The organism is Saccharothrix sp. CCNWYY140, from assembly GCF_037401995.1.
GTDB lineage: Bacteria > Actinomycetota > Actinomycetes > Mycobacteriales > Pseudonocardiaceae > Actinosynnema.
The window spans coordinates 1-12,882 of the sequence record NZ_JBBEGC010000170.1; the positions used below are offsets into that span (position 1 = coordinate 1).

A 12,882-nucleotide genomic window follows, 5' to 3' on the forward strand; every position below is an offset into this window, starting at 1 on the left:
GGAACCGAGGCCCTCCACTTGTAGGTAACACCTACCGCGCGCTCCGCGCGCGAAGACCGCGCTGCGCGCGCCGAAGAAACCCTGGGGTGTGGGTGTACCGAAAAGCGGGGCTTGGGCTAGGCCGAGAGCCAGGCTCGCCAGGTGGGTAGCAGGGTGGCGAGGAGTTCCTTCGGGGCCTCGGTGTTAGGGGAGTGCATGACACCCTTCAGCACCGCGAAGTCGGCATCCAACCGCTCGGCCATGTCTCGTTGGGCCGCCGCCGACCAAGCGTCATCCAGTTCGCCGCACACCACCAAACACGGCACACAGGCCGCGCGCAGGGTCCGGGCCAGTTTGGCGACCAGGTCCGGTTCGGTGCGCAGGGAGTCGCCCATGCCCAGCAGCCCCGCCGGCGTGGAACGGAGGAAGCGTTCTCGGTAGAAGTCCTTCAGTTCCTGGGGCATCAGGGACCACCTCGGGTGCAGGGCGGCGCGGACCTCGTTGAGTTGTTGGGAGGCCTCGATGCCCTGTTCGCGCAAGGTGATCTCGCCGTAGTCCAAGGCCGTGCGGCGTTCGCCTGGTGGCAGCTCGGACGGTCCCGACGACAGCAGGACCAAACCCGTGATGGGTGCGCCCGCCAGCACGGCACCGCGGGCGACCAAGCCGCCGTACGAGTGGCCCAGCAGCAGGACTCGGCGGCCTTCGGCGGTGAGTTTGCCGACCAGTTCCGCCAGGGCCGCACCCAGCGGACCTGGGCGGTAGTCGGTCTCGGCGGTGGGGCCGGGGGATTCGTACTGGCCGGGCAGGTCGATCGCCACGACCTCCAGGCCCGCGTCCGAGATCGGGTCGATCATCGGTGCGAAGTCCTCTTTGGAACCCGTGTAGCCCGGCACCAGCAGTGCCGTCGCGCCCAGGTCGACGCCCGCGGCGGGTGCGCGCAACGCCGCTACCGGGCCGTAGCGGCCCGGTAGGTCGACCCGGTGCGCGCGGTGAGGGCTGAGCTGCGAGTACACGTCTCGAAGTGTGCCGCACGACGGGCGCTCGCGCGTGGTCGACTCGGTGGAGTCGGGATCGTCTACCGGAGGGCGACGAGGGTGTCGCCGCGTTGTTCCAGCACGATCGGGCCCTCGGTGGCCATCAGGACGGTGCCGTCGTAGCCGCCGCGGTCGACCGGGATGCGGCCGACCTCCTGGCCGTTGACCTGGTCCACGACCGTCAGCGCGCCCGGCACGGGCACCAGGACCCGGCCGGCCAGCGTCGTGCCCGGACCCTTCGACGGCATGGACCACACCGGCTGGAGGTCGATCAGCGACAGCGCCACCGTCCGCGAGCCGGTGAACCAGTAGATGTTCGCCGTGCTGGTCATCGTCGGCACCACGCGGCCCGGCGGGTCGCCCTCCAGCTCGGCCGCGGTGACGTCGACCGGGTATTCCGCGATCAGGCTGCTGGAGTCGGAGTCGTACACCTGCACCTTGCCCGGCACCGCCACGGCCACCCGGTTGCCGCTCACCGCGATCACCCGCGCGCCCTTGACCCCGACGATGGTGGTGCTGAGCACCTGCGGCTCGTCGGACTTCTCCGGGTTGGGCTTGAGCACGGTCAACCGGTCCGACGGGTCCTGCGAGTAGCAGCGCTCGATCACCGCCGCCTTGCCGCCGGTCACCGCGAACGAGCCGTACTGGCACCCCTGCCGGGGCTGCTTGCCGGGGTTCACGATGGCCCGCAGGGTGCCGTACTCCAGCGAGCGGACCAGGTCGTCGCGCCGGTAGACCTCGAAGTAGGTCTCGCCGGTGGTCAGGACGTGCGAACCCTCGTTGAGGAGGCGGGTGTCCAGGGCTGCGTCGCCGTTGCGCTGCGGGCCGCGCTTGCCGGACGGGGCGTCCAGCGTGGTCAGCTCCGAGCAGTTGGTGTCCTTGCGGTACAGGGCGAACACCCGGCCCCACGCCGTGCTCACCGTGCACAGCGGCCAGTCGCGGCTGTAGCGCCAGCGGACGTCGCCGCTCAGCGCGTCCCGGCCGACGACCTCGCCGCCGTCACCGGTGACGACCACGGAGTCCAGGCTGACCGGCTGCTGGGTGGCGGCGCTGGGCGCGCGCCACACCTCGCCCATCGACGGCGGCAGCACCGTGACCTGCGGCAGCGGCGTGACCTGGCTCGGACCGGTCTGCGAGACGGTGTTGCGGGCGTCGCTGAACGCCCACACCAGCAGGCTCGCGACCAGCACCACGACGACCAGCAGCGTCAACGCCACCCAGTCCCCGGGCCGCCGCCACGACCGGGCGGGCAGCACCGGCTCGTCGTCGACCGGCGGGGTCGGCTCGTCGCCCAGCACGTCCTCGGCGGGCACGTGCCCGGTGTCGTGCCCGGTGTCGTGTTCGGCGGGACCGGCCTCGGCCGTCGTGTCCACGACGACCTGGCTGTTCGACTCCGCCTGCTCCGGCTGACCCACTGCCCGGCTCCCGCTGCGTTTCGGTGGGGTGATCTGTCCGGCCACATGCTGCCGCACGTGGCCGGTGATCCGTGTGAGGCCGCCGTCGGCTTGTCGTGGCGCCTTTCGGTCCGATCACGTTCTTCGATCGGAGCGAAAGGTGACTCGACGAGCCGACTTCAGGGCGGCCGAACCGCCGCGACGTCAGTCGCGGCCATCCAACACTGCGTCAGTCTGCCGACTGCACCGCGTCGGCGGAACCGCCGGACTCCGCACCGGAGCGACGGCGACGGCGACGACGAGGACGGTCCGAAGAGCCCTCGGCGGACTGCTCGGACTGCGCCGGGGTCTCCGAAGTCGACTCGGTCTCGTTCTCGCCGGCCACCACGACGCCGCCGCGGCGGCGGGTGCGTGCGCGGGTGCGGCGCGGGCGGGTGGTGTCCTCGGCCGCTTCCTCGGCCTGCGGGGTGTCGCCCGAGGTCGAAGCCGAGCCCGAACCCGAGCCGGAGCCCGAGCTGCGGCGGCGGCGCTTGCGGGACTTGCCCTTGCCGTCGCTCAGGTCTTCCTCGACCTCCGCGGAGAGGCCGGCGCGGGTGCGCAGGCCCAGGGGCAGGCGGCCGGTGGAGCCGGCGGGGATGTCCAGCTCGGCGAACAGGTGGTCCGACGTCGAGTACGTCTCCACCGGTTCCGGCTTGTCCAGGCCCAGCGCGTCGCTGATGGACTTCCAGCGGGGCATCTCGTCCCAGTCCACGAGCGTGACGGCGACGCCCGTGCGGCCCGCGCGGCCGGTGCGGCCGATGCGGTGCACGTAGGTCTTCTCGTCCTCGGGGCACTGGTAGTTGATGACGTGCGTGACGCCCTCGACGTCGATGCCGCGCGCGGCCACGTCGGTGGCCACCAGCACGTCGATCTTGCCGCTGCGGAACGCCCGCAGGGCCTGCTCGCGCGCGCCCTGGCCCAGGTCGCCGTGCACGGCGGCGGCGGCGAAACCGCGTTCCACCAGCTCGTCGGCGACCTTCTGCACGGTGCGCTTGGTGCGGGCGAAGATCATGGACAGGCCGCGTTCGCGGGCCTGGAGGGCGCGGGCCAGCAGTTCGGTCTTGTCCAGCGCGTGGGCGCGGTAGACGAACTGCTCGGTGCGCTCGTGGATCGCGCCGGCGTCGTTCTCCTCGGCCCGGACGTGCGTGGGCTGGTTGAGGAACGTGCGGGCCAGCGTGATGATCGGGCCGGGCATGGTCGCCGAGAACAGCATGGTCTGCCGCTCGTCGGGCACCATGCGCAGGATGCGCTCGATGTCGGGCAGGAAGCCCAGGTCGAGCATCTCGTCGGCCTCGTCCAGCACCAGGCCGCGGACCTTGCCCAGCACCAGGTGGCGCTGCTCGGCCAGGTCGAGCAGGCGGCCCGGGGTGCCGACGACCACGTCGACGCCCTTGCGCAGGGCGGCGATCTGCGGCTCGTACGGCCGGCCGCCGTAGATGGCCAGCACGCGGACGCCCAGGTGCTTGGCCGCGTCGGTCAGGTCGTGGGTGACCTGGAGGCACAGCTCGCGGGTCGGCACGACGACCAGGGCCTGCGGGGTGCCGTCACCCGGGACGGTGATGCGCTGGAGCAGCGGGATGCCGAAGCCCAGGGTCTTGCCGGTGCCCGTGCGGGCCTGGCCGATGACGTCGTCACCGGCCAGGGCCAGCGGCAGCGTCAGCTCCTGGATGGCGAAGGCCCGTTCGATGCCCGCCTCGGCCAGCGCCCGGACGATCTCCTCGCGCACACCCATCTCGGTGAACGTCGGGGAGTCGGTGCGGACCGGCGCGTTGGCGACCAGCGGGTGGGAGGTGTCCTCCTCGGGCAACCCGGCCTCGGAGTGCTCCAGGGCCACCGGATCAAGGTGCGTTCGTTCGTTCGTCGCGGTCAGGATGATCGCCTCTCTCGTACCAGCGCGCACGGCCTGTACGGGCCGCTCGACCACGCCTGCCGCCTCTCGGCCGTTGGGGAGCGGCCGGGCAGTGGCGCGGGAGGGCCAGCGAGGTATGCGCGCACCCTCTCCGGGCGGCACGGTGCCGCCGTAGTTTCAGCCTGCGGCACCGCTGCGAGCCCCCTCTGGGCCGCGCCGCGCCGGGCGTCAAGGTGCGAGTCTACCCGGCGCTTAGGCCGATCGGGGTGGAACAGGCCAGGCACCTGCGGATACCTGCGGACCGCACGCGTGGGGTGTTGTGAAAACCACTCGCGGCCGACACCGGCGGTGGCGGGGGTCGGGCCGACTAGGCTGCCGCTCATGGGTGAGGCGGAGGCGGGTCAGACGGTGGTGTCCGGGCAGGTGGCGGAGGGTGTGGTCGACCTCCTCGGCGCGCTGGCGTACGGCGAGCTGTCGGCGTTCGACCGCATGGCCGAGGACGCGCGGACCGCGCCGACGCTGGCCGGGCGGGCGGACCTGTCGGCGATGGCGGCGGCCGAGATCGGCCACTACGCGTTGATCGAGAAGTACCTCGCCGCCCACGGTCACTCGGTCGAGGACGCGATGCGCCCGTTCGTGGCCGGGTTCGACGCCTTCCACGCCTCGACCGCGCCGAAGTCGTGGCACGAGTCGTTGGTCAAGGCCTACGTCGGCGACGGGCTGGCGGCGGACTTCTACCGCGAGGTCGCCCAGTGGCTCGACGACGAGCCGACCAAGGAGCTGGTGCTCGCCGTGCTGGCCGACACGGGGCACTCCGCGTTCGCCGAGCGCGAAGTCCGGGCGGTGTGCGAGAACGACCCGAAGGTGAAGGACCGGCTCACCCTGTGGGGTCGCCGGCTGCTCGGGGAAGCGTTGACGCAGGCCCAGTACGTGGTGGCCGAGCGCGATCCGCTGGCCGAGCTGATCGTGCGCGGATCGGGTGACCTCGCGGGCATCGCGGCGCTGTTCCGGCGGCTCCAGCAGAGCCACACGCGCCGCATGACGGCGCTCGGGCTCGGCTAGGGTTGGTTCCCGGAAGGTTCACAGCGCGTACGGAGGTCAGCGTGGAGGTCAGGGTCGGCGTCGCGGACAGCCCGCGGGAGCTCGTGGTGTCGAGCGCTCTTTCCCCCGACGAGGTGGAGTCCCAGGTCGCGGACGCGCTGAAGGCGGGCAGCGGTCACCTCACGCTGGTCGACCAGAAGGGCGCCCGGTTCGTGGTGCCCGCGGCGCGCATCGCGTACGTGGAGATCGGTCCGAGCGACAGCCGCCGCGTCGGCTTCGTGGCGGACTGAACGAGCTTCGAACGACGAGAGGGGCACCCGCCGCGGGTGCCCCTCTCGTCGTCTTTCAGGGTGATCAGCCCACCGTGAACGGCGGGGTCGAGATCCCCGCCACCCGGTAGCGCGACCACGGGTCCGGGTCGGTGAGCTTGCCGGTCGCCGAACCGTCCGGGGTGCGCAGCAGCGCGGTCCGCGCACCGCCTTCCACCAGTTCGGTGACCTGCTCGTTCGCCTTGACCCGGCCGTACCAGTGGTACCGCCCGTCGATGGGCTGGAAGTACCCGCGCAGCTCCACCTCCACCGCCACCTCGCGCTGGTCGAACACCAGCACCGCGGACCCGGTGTAGCCGTCCTCGTCGTGCTCCCCGTGTTCCTGCGACATCACGCCTCCTCGCCGTTGACGAGCCGCAGCCGGGCGGGCTCGGTGGAGAAATCGGTGGTCAGCGGCGCGTCCGGGTCCAGCTCGACGCCCGCGGAGCGGAGCAGCCCGTCGATCGCGTGCCAGATGATGGTGGTCAGGTAGTCGCTCAGGCTCGCCCGGGTCATGGACTGGCGGTCCAGCCACCAGTCGCCGGCGTTCTGCACCATGCCGACCAGGGCGTGCGCCCACGGCTCGGCGCCGCCGGAGTCCATGTCGAACGCGCGCAGGTAGTCGCCGAGCAGGCGGGCCAGGGCCGCGGCGATCAGCTCCTTGTCCTCGGCCACCACGTCCTGCTCGACGGGCCGGTCGGCGAAGGACTTGCGCACGACGAACCGGTACAGGTTCGGGTTGTCCTCGATGACCGTCAGGTAGGAGTCCACGATCCGGCGGATGCGCGTGCGGATCGGTCCGTCCTCGGCGATGGCCGGGACCATCGACTCCATCAGCAGCTCGGTGCCCCGCCGCCCGACCGCGAGGTACAGGTCGGACTTGTCGGCGAAGTGCCGGTACAGCACGGGCTTGCTGACGCCCGCCTCCGCGGCGATCTCGTCCATCCCCACGTCGGGGCCGTGCGCGGCGACCGCGCGGATGGTCGCCTCCACGAACTCGGCCCGGCGCGCCTCCCGGTGCCCCTTCCAGCGCTCCCGGCGTGCGTCCGTTCCGCCCTTGACAGTTCGAGCCATGTGACGCACGCTACCAGAAGTAACTGTTACCTCAAGTCACAGATATCCCGAGCCGGGGAGGGACCCGATGACGAGGACCTTGAAAGTCGCCGATCGCGAGAAAACCGCCGAACGGCTGCTCAACTCCTCGGCTGACAAGTTCTACGACCCCGAGGTCGACATCGACTGGAACGCGCCGCTGGTCGAGGGCCTGCGCTACACGCCCGAACACCGCTGCTCCCTCTACGGCACCGCGCTGTGGGAGCGCATGTCCGAGGAGCAGCGCATCGACCTCTCCCGCCACGAGGTGGCCAGCGTCGCCAGCGTCGGCCTGTGGTTCGAGATCCTCCTGATGCAGATGCTGCTCAAGGAGGTCTACCGCTCCGACCCGACGACCAAGCACGCGCAGTACGCGCTGACCGAGGTCGCCGACGAGTGCCGGCACTCCACCATGTTCGCCCGCATGGTCGAGCGCATCGGGTGCCCGCCCTACGGCCCCCGCCGCTACACCTACCACCTGGGCAAACTGCTCCCGGTGATCGGCTACGGCCCCGCGCTGTACGGCTCGATCCTGGTCGCCGAGGAGATCCTCGACCGCCTCCAGCGCGAGACGATGGCCGACGAGACCGTGCAGCCGCTGGTCCGCATGGTCAACCGCATCCACGTGCTGGAGGAGGCGCGGCACGTGCGGTTCGCCCGCGAGGAGGTCGTGCGCGGGATGCGGAAGATCTCCAAGAAGGAGCTGCCCTACCAGCGGTGGCTGCTGGCCACGACCGCGATGTTCATCACGCGGTCGGTCATCAACCCCGAGGTGTACGCGGCGGTCGGCCTGGACAAGGACGAGGCGCACAAGGCGGCGCTGGGCAACCCGCACTGGCAGGAGACGATCCGGTGGGCGGGCAAGGGGATCATGGAGTTCCTCGACGAGAACGGTCTCGTCGGCAAGCCGGGGATGCGCGCGTGGCGCCGGTCGTTCCTCATCGGATGAGCGCGCCCTGGGAGCCGGACCACCGGTTCGTGACCGCGGACGGCACCGCCCTGCACGTGGTGGACACCGGTCCCCGCGACGCCGACGTGACCACCGTGCTGGTGCACGGGTGGACGCTGGACCAGACGTCGTGGGACCACGTCGCCCCCGCGCTGCCCGGCCGGGTGCTGCGCTACGACCACCGCGGACATGGCGGATCCGGGGCGGCCACGGCGGAGAGCGCGACCATCGCGCAGTGCGCGGACGACCTGGCCGAGCTGCTGGCGGCACGGGTGCCGAAGGGGCGCATCGTGTTCGCCGGGCACTCGATGGGCGGCATGACGCTCATGGCGCTGGCCGAGCAGCACCCCACGCTGCTCGACCGCGTCGCCGGGGTCGTGTTCGTCGCGACCTCGTCCGGTGAGCTGTCCGGCTCGACGCTCGGCTTGCCGGGCTTGCTGGGCCGGGTCTTCCTCGCCGGCGAGGCCGCGTCGAACCGGCAGATCGCGAAGCTCCGGCGGGCGCAGTTGTTGCGGCGCACCGAGGTGCTGCGGCCGGGACTGCGGTGGCTGCTGTTCGGCAAGCGGCCGTCGTGGGTGGACGTGGCGTCGACGGCGGCGATGGTGGGCCGGTGCAACCCGGTGGCGATGGTCGCGTTCCGCGAGTCGCTCAACGAGCACGACCGGAAGAAGGCGCTGAAGGAGTTCGCCGGGATTCCGTGCGTGGTCTTGGCCGGGGGCGCGGACAAGCTCACGCCACTGCGGCACGCGCGGACCATCGCGGACGAGCTGCCGGGCACGGAGTTGGTGATCTACCCGGGTGCGGGGCACATGCTGCCGCTGGAGAGATCAGCAGAGGTCACAGCACACATCACCGCGCTGCTGTGAACGAGGAAGAGGGCCGGTCCCCTGGGGGTCCGGCCCTCTTCGCTGTTCAGTGCTGGTGGAGGGGGAAGCCGCCGCCGATGCCGCGCCACGCCAAGTTGGAGATCAGCGACACCGCGTCCTCCTTGGGGACCTTGCGGTCGTCCGCGAGCCACGACCGGGCCGTCACCTGGCTCAAGCCGACCAGGCCCACCGCGAGCAGCCGCGCCCGGTCCTCGTCCAGGCCCGTGTCGGCCGTGATCGTCTCGGTGATCGCGTCCACGCTGTCGGTCGTCGCCCGCTCGACCGCCTGGGCCACGGCAGGTTCGCCGCGCAGGTCGGACTCGAAGACCATGCGGAACGCCTGGCCCTCGCCGTCCACGAAGTCGTAGAACGCTGCGACCGTCGCCTTCACGCGCTGCTTGTTGTCCGTCGTGGACGCCAGCGCACCGCGCACGCGGTTCACCAGCTCGTCCACGTGGGACTCCAGCAGAGCCATGTACAGCTCCAGCTTGCCCGGGAAGTGCTGGTACAGCACCGGCTTGCTCACGCCCGCGCGTTCGGCGATCTCGTCCATCGCGGCGGCGTGGTAGCCGTTGGACACGAACACGTCCTGCGCCGCGGCCAGCAACTGGGCACGCCGGGCGGTGCGTGGGAGGCGGACCCCTCGACCCGCGCCGCCGTTGTGCCCGACCGTGGTCTGGGCCGTCTCCGTCATGGTGCCTCCAGCCAACCTTCACATCGCGGAACCGGCGGGGGGTGGCCTCCCCGGTTCGTCGGGAGCAACCTTACTCGCTGGTAGCAGCGTTGCGGCAAAGCTTCCCGTTTCATAGGACGTTCAAGCAGGCATCCTGGTGGGGTGACCGAGACCCTGGAGGCGAGCAGACCCGCCCTCACCCACGTGCCCCTGTCCTCCGCACCGCTACCTCCGCTGGACACAACGAGCGGCCCCTGGCCTGGTGACTACGTCGAGGTCGCGGGGCACCGCGTGCACGTCCGGCGCACCCCCGGACCGACCGCCGAGACCGCCGTCTACGTGCACGGCCTGGGCGGTTCGGCGACGAACTGGACCGACCTCGCGGGCCAGCTGTCCGAGCACGTCGCGGGGCACGCGCTGGACCTGCCGGGGTTCGGGCGGTCCGAGCCGATCCCGGGGTACACGTTCAGCATGACCACGCACGCCGAGGTGGTCGCGGGGTTCATCGAAGGGCTCGGCGTGGGTCCGGTCCACCTGTTCGGCAACTCGATGGGCGGCGCGATCTCCCTGTTCGTGGCGTCGACCCGACCCGATCTGGTGAAGACGCTCACCCTCATCTCACCGGCCGTGCCCGACCTGAGGCCCCGGCTGAACCGGGTGTCCGACCGCCGGATGCCGCTGGCGTTCCTGCCCATCCTCGGTCCGCGGGTGCGCCGGCAGCTCATGCTCGTGACGCCCGAGCAGCGCGCCCGGCAGATGCTCAACCTGTGCTTCGCCGACCCCGCGCAGGTGCCCGACGACCGGTTCCGGCAGTCGGTGGAGGAGTACACCGAGCGTTCCGCGCAGCCGTGGGCGCCCGAGGCCCTGGGTCGCAGCACGCTGGAGCTGTTCCGGGCGTGGCTGGTGCCGCGCTCGAAGTCGATGTGGCAGCTGCCGCCGAAGATCACCGCGCCGACGCTGGTGGTGTGGGGTGTGCAGGACAAGCTGGTCAGCGCCCGCAAGGCCCCCCGGGTGGCCCGGCTGCTGCCGCGCGGGCGGCTGCTCGTGCTGCCGCGGACCGGCCACGTGGCGCAGATGGAGCGGCCGACGACGGTGGCGCGGGCCGTGCTCGGGATGTGGGAACGCGGTGCGGACTGGTAGATCGGTTCAGACCCGTGACCTGCGGACGAGCACCGGCCCGCACCGGCTCGTCGGGCTTGTGGCACTCTGGTCGCCGTGAACCGGACGTCGGACGAGCGTGAGGCGGCGCCGCCCGCCGAGGACCGCTACCGGCGCGGCACCCGGCGCACCGCCGCCGAGCCGCTGACCGCGTCCTGGGAACCGGCGGGCAGGCACCGCCGCAAGCGCAAGCGCGGCCTGAAAGGCCTGGTCGCGAACTACGGCTGGCGCATCTACGCCGTCCCCGTGCTGCTCGTCCTGACCGCTCTCGTGGTGCTCGACACGGCCACGCCCTCGAGCGTCGGCGAGCCGGGCCAGACCGGCGCGGCCGGCCCGACCGAGACCAGCACCTCCTCCGGTCCGCCGGTGGCCACCGAGACACCGCCGTCCAAGATCGACCTGGTCAACATCCCGACCGCCGAGTTGCCCGACGGGCCGAAGTACTCCGAGCAGGGCGCCGGCACGTGGCAGGTCGTCCCCGGCGGGACGGGCCAGGCGGGCCAGGGGAAGCTGTACAAGTACTCGATCGCCATCGAGGACGGCGTGGACGCGGCGGACTTCGGCGGCGATCGAGACGCGTTCGCGCGGACCGTCGACGGCATCCTGGCCGACCCGCGCAGCTGGATCGGCACCGGTCAGGTCGCCATGCAGCGGGTGGACAGCGGCCCGGTGGACTTCATCATCAGCCTGACCACGCCGAACACCACGCACGGCCTGTGCGGTTTCCAGATCCAGTACGAGACGTCCTGCTGGCACCCGCCCACCGAGCGCGTGGTGATCAACGTGGCGCGGTGGGTGCGGGGCGCGAAGGCGTTCAACACCGATCTGTCGTTCTACCGGACCTACGCGGTGAACCACGAGGTCGGGCACGTGTTGAAGAACCCGCACGAGGGGTGCAAGGAGAACGGCCAGCCGGCGCCCGTGATGATGCAGCAGACCTTCGGCGTGGCCAACGACTACGTGGCCCGGCTCAACGAGGTCGACGTCTCCAACCGCGGCGTGGTCGCGGCCGACGGCAAGGTCTGCACCCCCAACGCCTTCCCCGTCGCGCCCCGTTGACGTGGGCGTGGGACGCCGGTCGCCACTTCGTGTCCACGCAATGGGACGACTTCCCATCGGGGAAGACGGTGGTCCAGTCTGGTGTTGTCCATCGGTAGAGGACATGTCTCGTCGAGGAGGATCAGATGGCGCTTCCGCCGCTCGTGGAGCCCGCAGCGGAGCTGACCAAGGAGGAAGTCGCGCGGTACAGCCGGCACCTGATCATCCCGGACGTCGGGGTGGACGGACAGAAGCGGCTGAAGAACGCGAAGGTCCTGGTCGTCGGGGCGGGCGGGCTCGGGTCGCCGGCGCTGCTCTACCTCGCCGCGGCCGGGGTGGGCACGCTCGGCATCGTCGACTTCGACACCGTCGACGAGTCGAACCTCCAGCGCCAGGTCATCCACGGCCAGTCCGACGTCGGCAAGCCGAAGGCGGAGTCCGCGCGCGAGTCGATCGCCGAGATCAACCCGTACGTCAAGGTGAACCTCCACCAGACGCACCTGAACTCGGAGAACGCCCTCGACATCTTCCGCGACTACGACCTCATCCTCGACGGCACGGACAACTTCGCCACCCGCTACCTGGTCAACGACGCGGCCGTGCTGCTGGGCAAGCCGTACGTCTGGGGCTCGATCTTCCGGTTCGAGGGCCAGGTCAGCGTCTTCTGGGAGGACGCGCCCAACGGCCAGGGCCTGAACTACCGCGACCTCTACCCGGAGCCCCCGCCGCCCGGCATGGTCCCGTCGTGCGCCGAGGGCGGCGTCCTGGGCGTGCTGTGCGCGTCGATCGGCTCGATCATGGTGACCGAGGCGATCAAGCTCCTGACCGGCATCGGCGAGCCGCTGCTGGGCCGGCTGATGGTGTACGACGCCCTGGAGATGTCCTACCGGACCATCAAGATCCGCAAGGACCCGGAGAGCGTCAAGATCACCGAACTCATCGACTACGAGGCCTTCTGCGGCGTGGTCTCCGACGAGGCCCAGAACGCGGCGGCGGGCAACACCATCACCCCGCTGGAGCTGAAGCAGAAGCAGGACAGCGGCGACAACTTCGTCCTCATCGACGTCCGAGAGCCCCACGAGTACGAGATCGTGAAGATCCCGGGCTCGGTGCTGATCCCGAAGGACCGGATCCTGTCGGGTGAGGCTTTCGCGGAGCTGCCGCAGGACAAGCAGATCGTGCTGCACTGCAAGTCGGGTGCGCGGTCGGCGGAGGCTTTGGCGGTGCTGCACCAGGCGGGCTTCAAGGATGCGGTGCACGTCGGTGGCGGTGTGCTGGCGTGGGCACGCGAGGTCGACACCAGCCTGCCGACTTACTGAGCAACCACTGGGCAACGCGATGGCGTGCAGCGCGCGGGTTTTCGACGCGCGCTGCACGCTTTTTCGCGCGCGCAGCGCGTCCTTCGCGCGCGGAGCGCGCGGTAGGTGTTACCTACAAGTGGAGGGCCTCGGTTCCCCCACCG

General features: G+C 71.0%; 13 protein-coding genes. 7 read left to right on the forward strand and 6 right to left on the reverse strand.

Features of this window, described 5'->3' with window-relative positions; genetic code table 11:
- Positions 1–116: 116 nt before the first annotated feature.
- The 3 genes from WBN91_RS36365 to WBN91_RS36375 form a co-directional block, all read right to left on the reverse strand.
- Positions 117–992 (reverse strand): alpha/beta fold hydrolase, encoded by an 876-nt coding sequence (locus WBN91_RS36365; RefSeq protein WP_337728856.1) that lies wholly within the window; start codon positions 990–992, stop codon positions 117–119.
- Positions 993–1,054: 62 nt separating this feature from the next.
- Entirely contained in the window at positions 1,055–2,428 is a 1,374-nt protein-coding gene (locus tag WBN91_RS36370; protein WP_337728855.1) for an Rv3212 family protein, read from the reverse strand.
- 208 nt (positions 2,429–2,636) lie between these two features.
- A complete protein-coding gene (locus WBN91_RS36375) occupies positions 2,637–4,280 on the reverse strand; it encodes a DEAD/DEAH box helicase (RefSeq protein ID WP_337728854.1) in 1,644 nt (547 codons plus the stop codon).
- A gap of 396 nt (positions 4,281–4,676) precedes the next feature.
- Here WBN91_RS36375 and WBN91_RS36380 point away from each other — a divergent pair, with 396 nt between their 5' ends.
- A complete protein-coding gene (locus tag WBN91_RS36380) occupies positions 4,677–5,357 on the forward strand; it encodes a ferritin-like fold-containing protein (protein WP_337728853.1) in 681 nt (226 codons plus the stop codon).
- 41 nt (positions 5,358–5,398) lie between these two features.
- Positions 5,399–5,626 carry a DUF3107 domain-containing protein gene (locus tag WBN91_RS36385; protein ID WP_121222861.1) on the forward strand — a complete coding sequence of 76 codons (228 nt, stop codon included), beginning with the start codon at positions 5,399–5,401 and terminating at the stop codon, positions 5,624–5,626.
- Positions 5,627–5,690: 64 nt separating this feature from the next.
- Here WBN91_RS36385 and WBN91_RS36390 read toward each other — a convergent pair whose 3' ends face one another.
- Positions 5,691–5,996, reverse strand: a complete 306-nt coding sequence (locus tag WBN91_RS36390) for a DUF4873 domain-containing protein (RefSeq protein ID WP_337728852.1) — start codon at positions 5,994–5,996, stop codon at positions 5,691–5,693.
- Entirely contained in the window at positions 5,996–6,718 is a 723-nt protein-coding gene (locus WBN91_RS36395; protein WP_337728851.1) for a TetR/AcrR family transcriptional regulator, read from the reverse strand. The genes WBN91_RS36390 and WBN91_RS36395 overlap by 1 nt, the downstream gene beginning before the upstream one ends.
- Before the next feature lie 67 nt (positions 6,719–6,785).
- Between WBN91_RS36395 and WBN91_RS36400 the strand changes: the two genes are divergently transcribed.
- A complete protein-coding gene (locus WBN91_RS36400) occupies positions 6,786–7,685 on the forward strand; it encodes an AurF N-oxygenase family protein (protein ID WP_337728850.1) in 900 nt (299 codons plus the stop codon).
- Entirely contained in the window at positions 7,682–8,551 is an 870-nt protein-coding gene (locus WBN91_RS36405) for an alpha/beta fold hydrolase (protein ID WP_337728849.1), read from the forward strand. The genes WBN91_RS36400 and WBN91_RS36405 overlap by 4 nt, the downstream gene beginning before the upstream one ends.
- A gap of 46 nt (positions 8,552–8,597) precedes the next feature.
- Here WBN91_RS36405 and WBN91_RS36410 read toward each other — a convergent pair whose 3' ends face one another.
- Positions 8,598–9,245 (reverse strand): TetR/AcrR family transcriptional regulator, encoded by a 648-nt coding sequence (locus tag WBN91_RS36410; RefSeq protein WP_337728848.1) that lies wholly within the window; start codon positions 9,243–9,245, stop codon positions 8,598–8,600.
- Between the two features lie 141 nt (positions 9,246–9,386).
- Here WBN91_RS36410 and WBN91_RS36415 point away from each other — a divergent pair, with 141 nt between their 5' ends.
- The 3 genes from WBN91_RS36415 (at position 9,387) to moeZ (ending at position 12,739) form a co-directional block, all read left to right on the forward strand.
- Positions 9,387–10,364 carry an alpha/beta fold hydrolase gene (locus WBN91_RS36415; RefSeq protein WP_337728847.1) on the forward strand — a complete coding sequence of 326 codons (978 nt, stop codon included), beginning with the start codon at positions 9,387–9,389 and terminating at the stop codon, positions 10,362–10,364.
- Between the two features lie 75 nt (positions 10,365–10,439).
- Positions 10,440–11,441, forward strand: a complete 1,002-nt coding sequence (locus WBN91_RS36420) for a DUF3152 domain-containing protein (RefSeq protein WP_337728846.1) — start codon at positions 10,440–10,442, stop codon at positions 11,439–11,441.
- A 125-nt stretch (positions 11,442–11,566) separates the two neighbouring features.
- The gene (moeZ, locus tag WBN91_RS36425) at positions 11,567–12,739 is read left to right on the forward strand and encodes an adenylyltransferase/sulfurtransferase MoeZ (RefSeq protein ID WP_337728845.1); all 1,173 of its coding nucleotides are present in this window, start codon (positions 11,567–11,569) and stop codon (positions 12,737–12,739) included.
- The last annotated feature ends 143 nt before the right edge of the window (positions 12,740–12,882 follow it).

What these genes read in the sequence shown, in the direction of transcription:
- WBN91_RS36380 (WP_337728853.1), top strand. Translation starts at nt 4,677, where the DNA reads ATGGGTGAGGCGGAGGCGGGTCAGACGGTGGTGTCCGGGCAGGTGGCG.
- WBN91_RS36390 (WP_337728852.1), bottom strand. Translation starts at nt 5,996, where the DNA reads ATGTCGCAGGAACACGGGGAGCACGACGAGGACGGCTACACCGGGTCC.
- WBN91_RS36395 (WP_337728851.1), bottom strand. Translation starts at nt 6,718, where the DNA reads ATGGCTCGAACTGTCAAGGGCGGAACGGACGCACGCCGGGAGCGCTGG.
- WBN91_RS36400 (WP_337728850.1), top strand. Translation starts at nt 6,786, where the DNA reads ATGACGAGGACCTTGAAAGTCGCCGATCGCGAGAAAACCGCCGAACGG.
- WBN91_RS36405 (WP_337728849.1), top strand. Translation starts at nt 7,682, where the DNA reads ATGAGCGCGCCCTGGGAGCCGGACCACCGGTTCGTGACCGCGGACGGC.
- WBN91_RS36410 (WP_337728848.1), bottom strand. Translation starts at nt 9,245, where the DNA reads ATGACGGAGACGGCCCAGACCACGGTCGGGCACAACGGCGGCGCGGGT.
- moeZ (WP_337728845.1), top strand. Translation starts at nt 11,567, where the DNA reads ATGGCGCTTCCGCCGCTCGTGGAGCCCGCAGCGGAGCTGACCAAGGAG.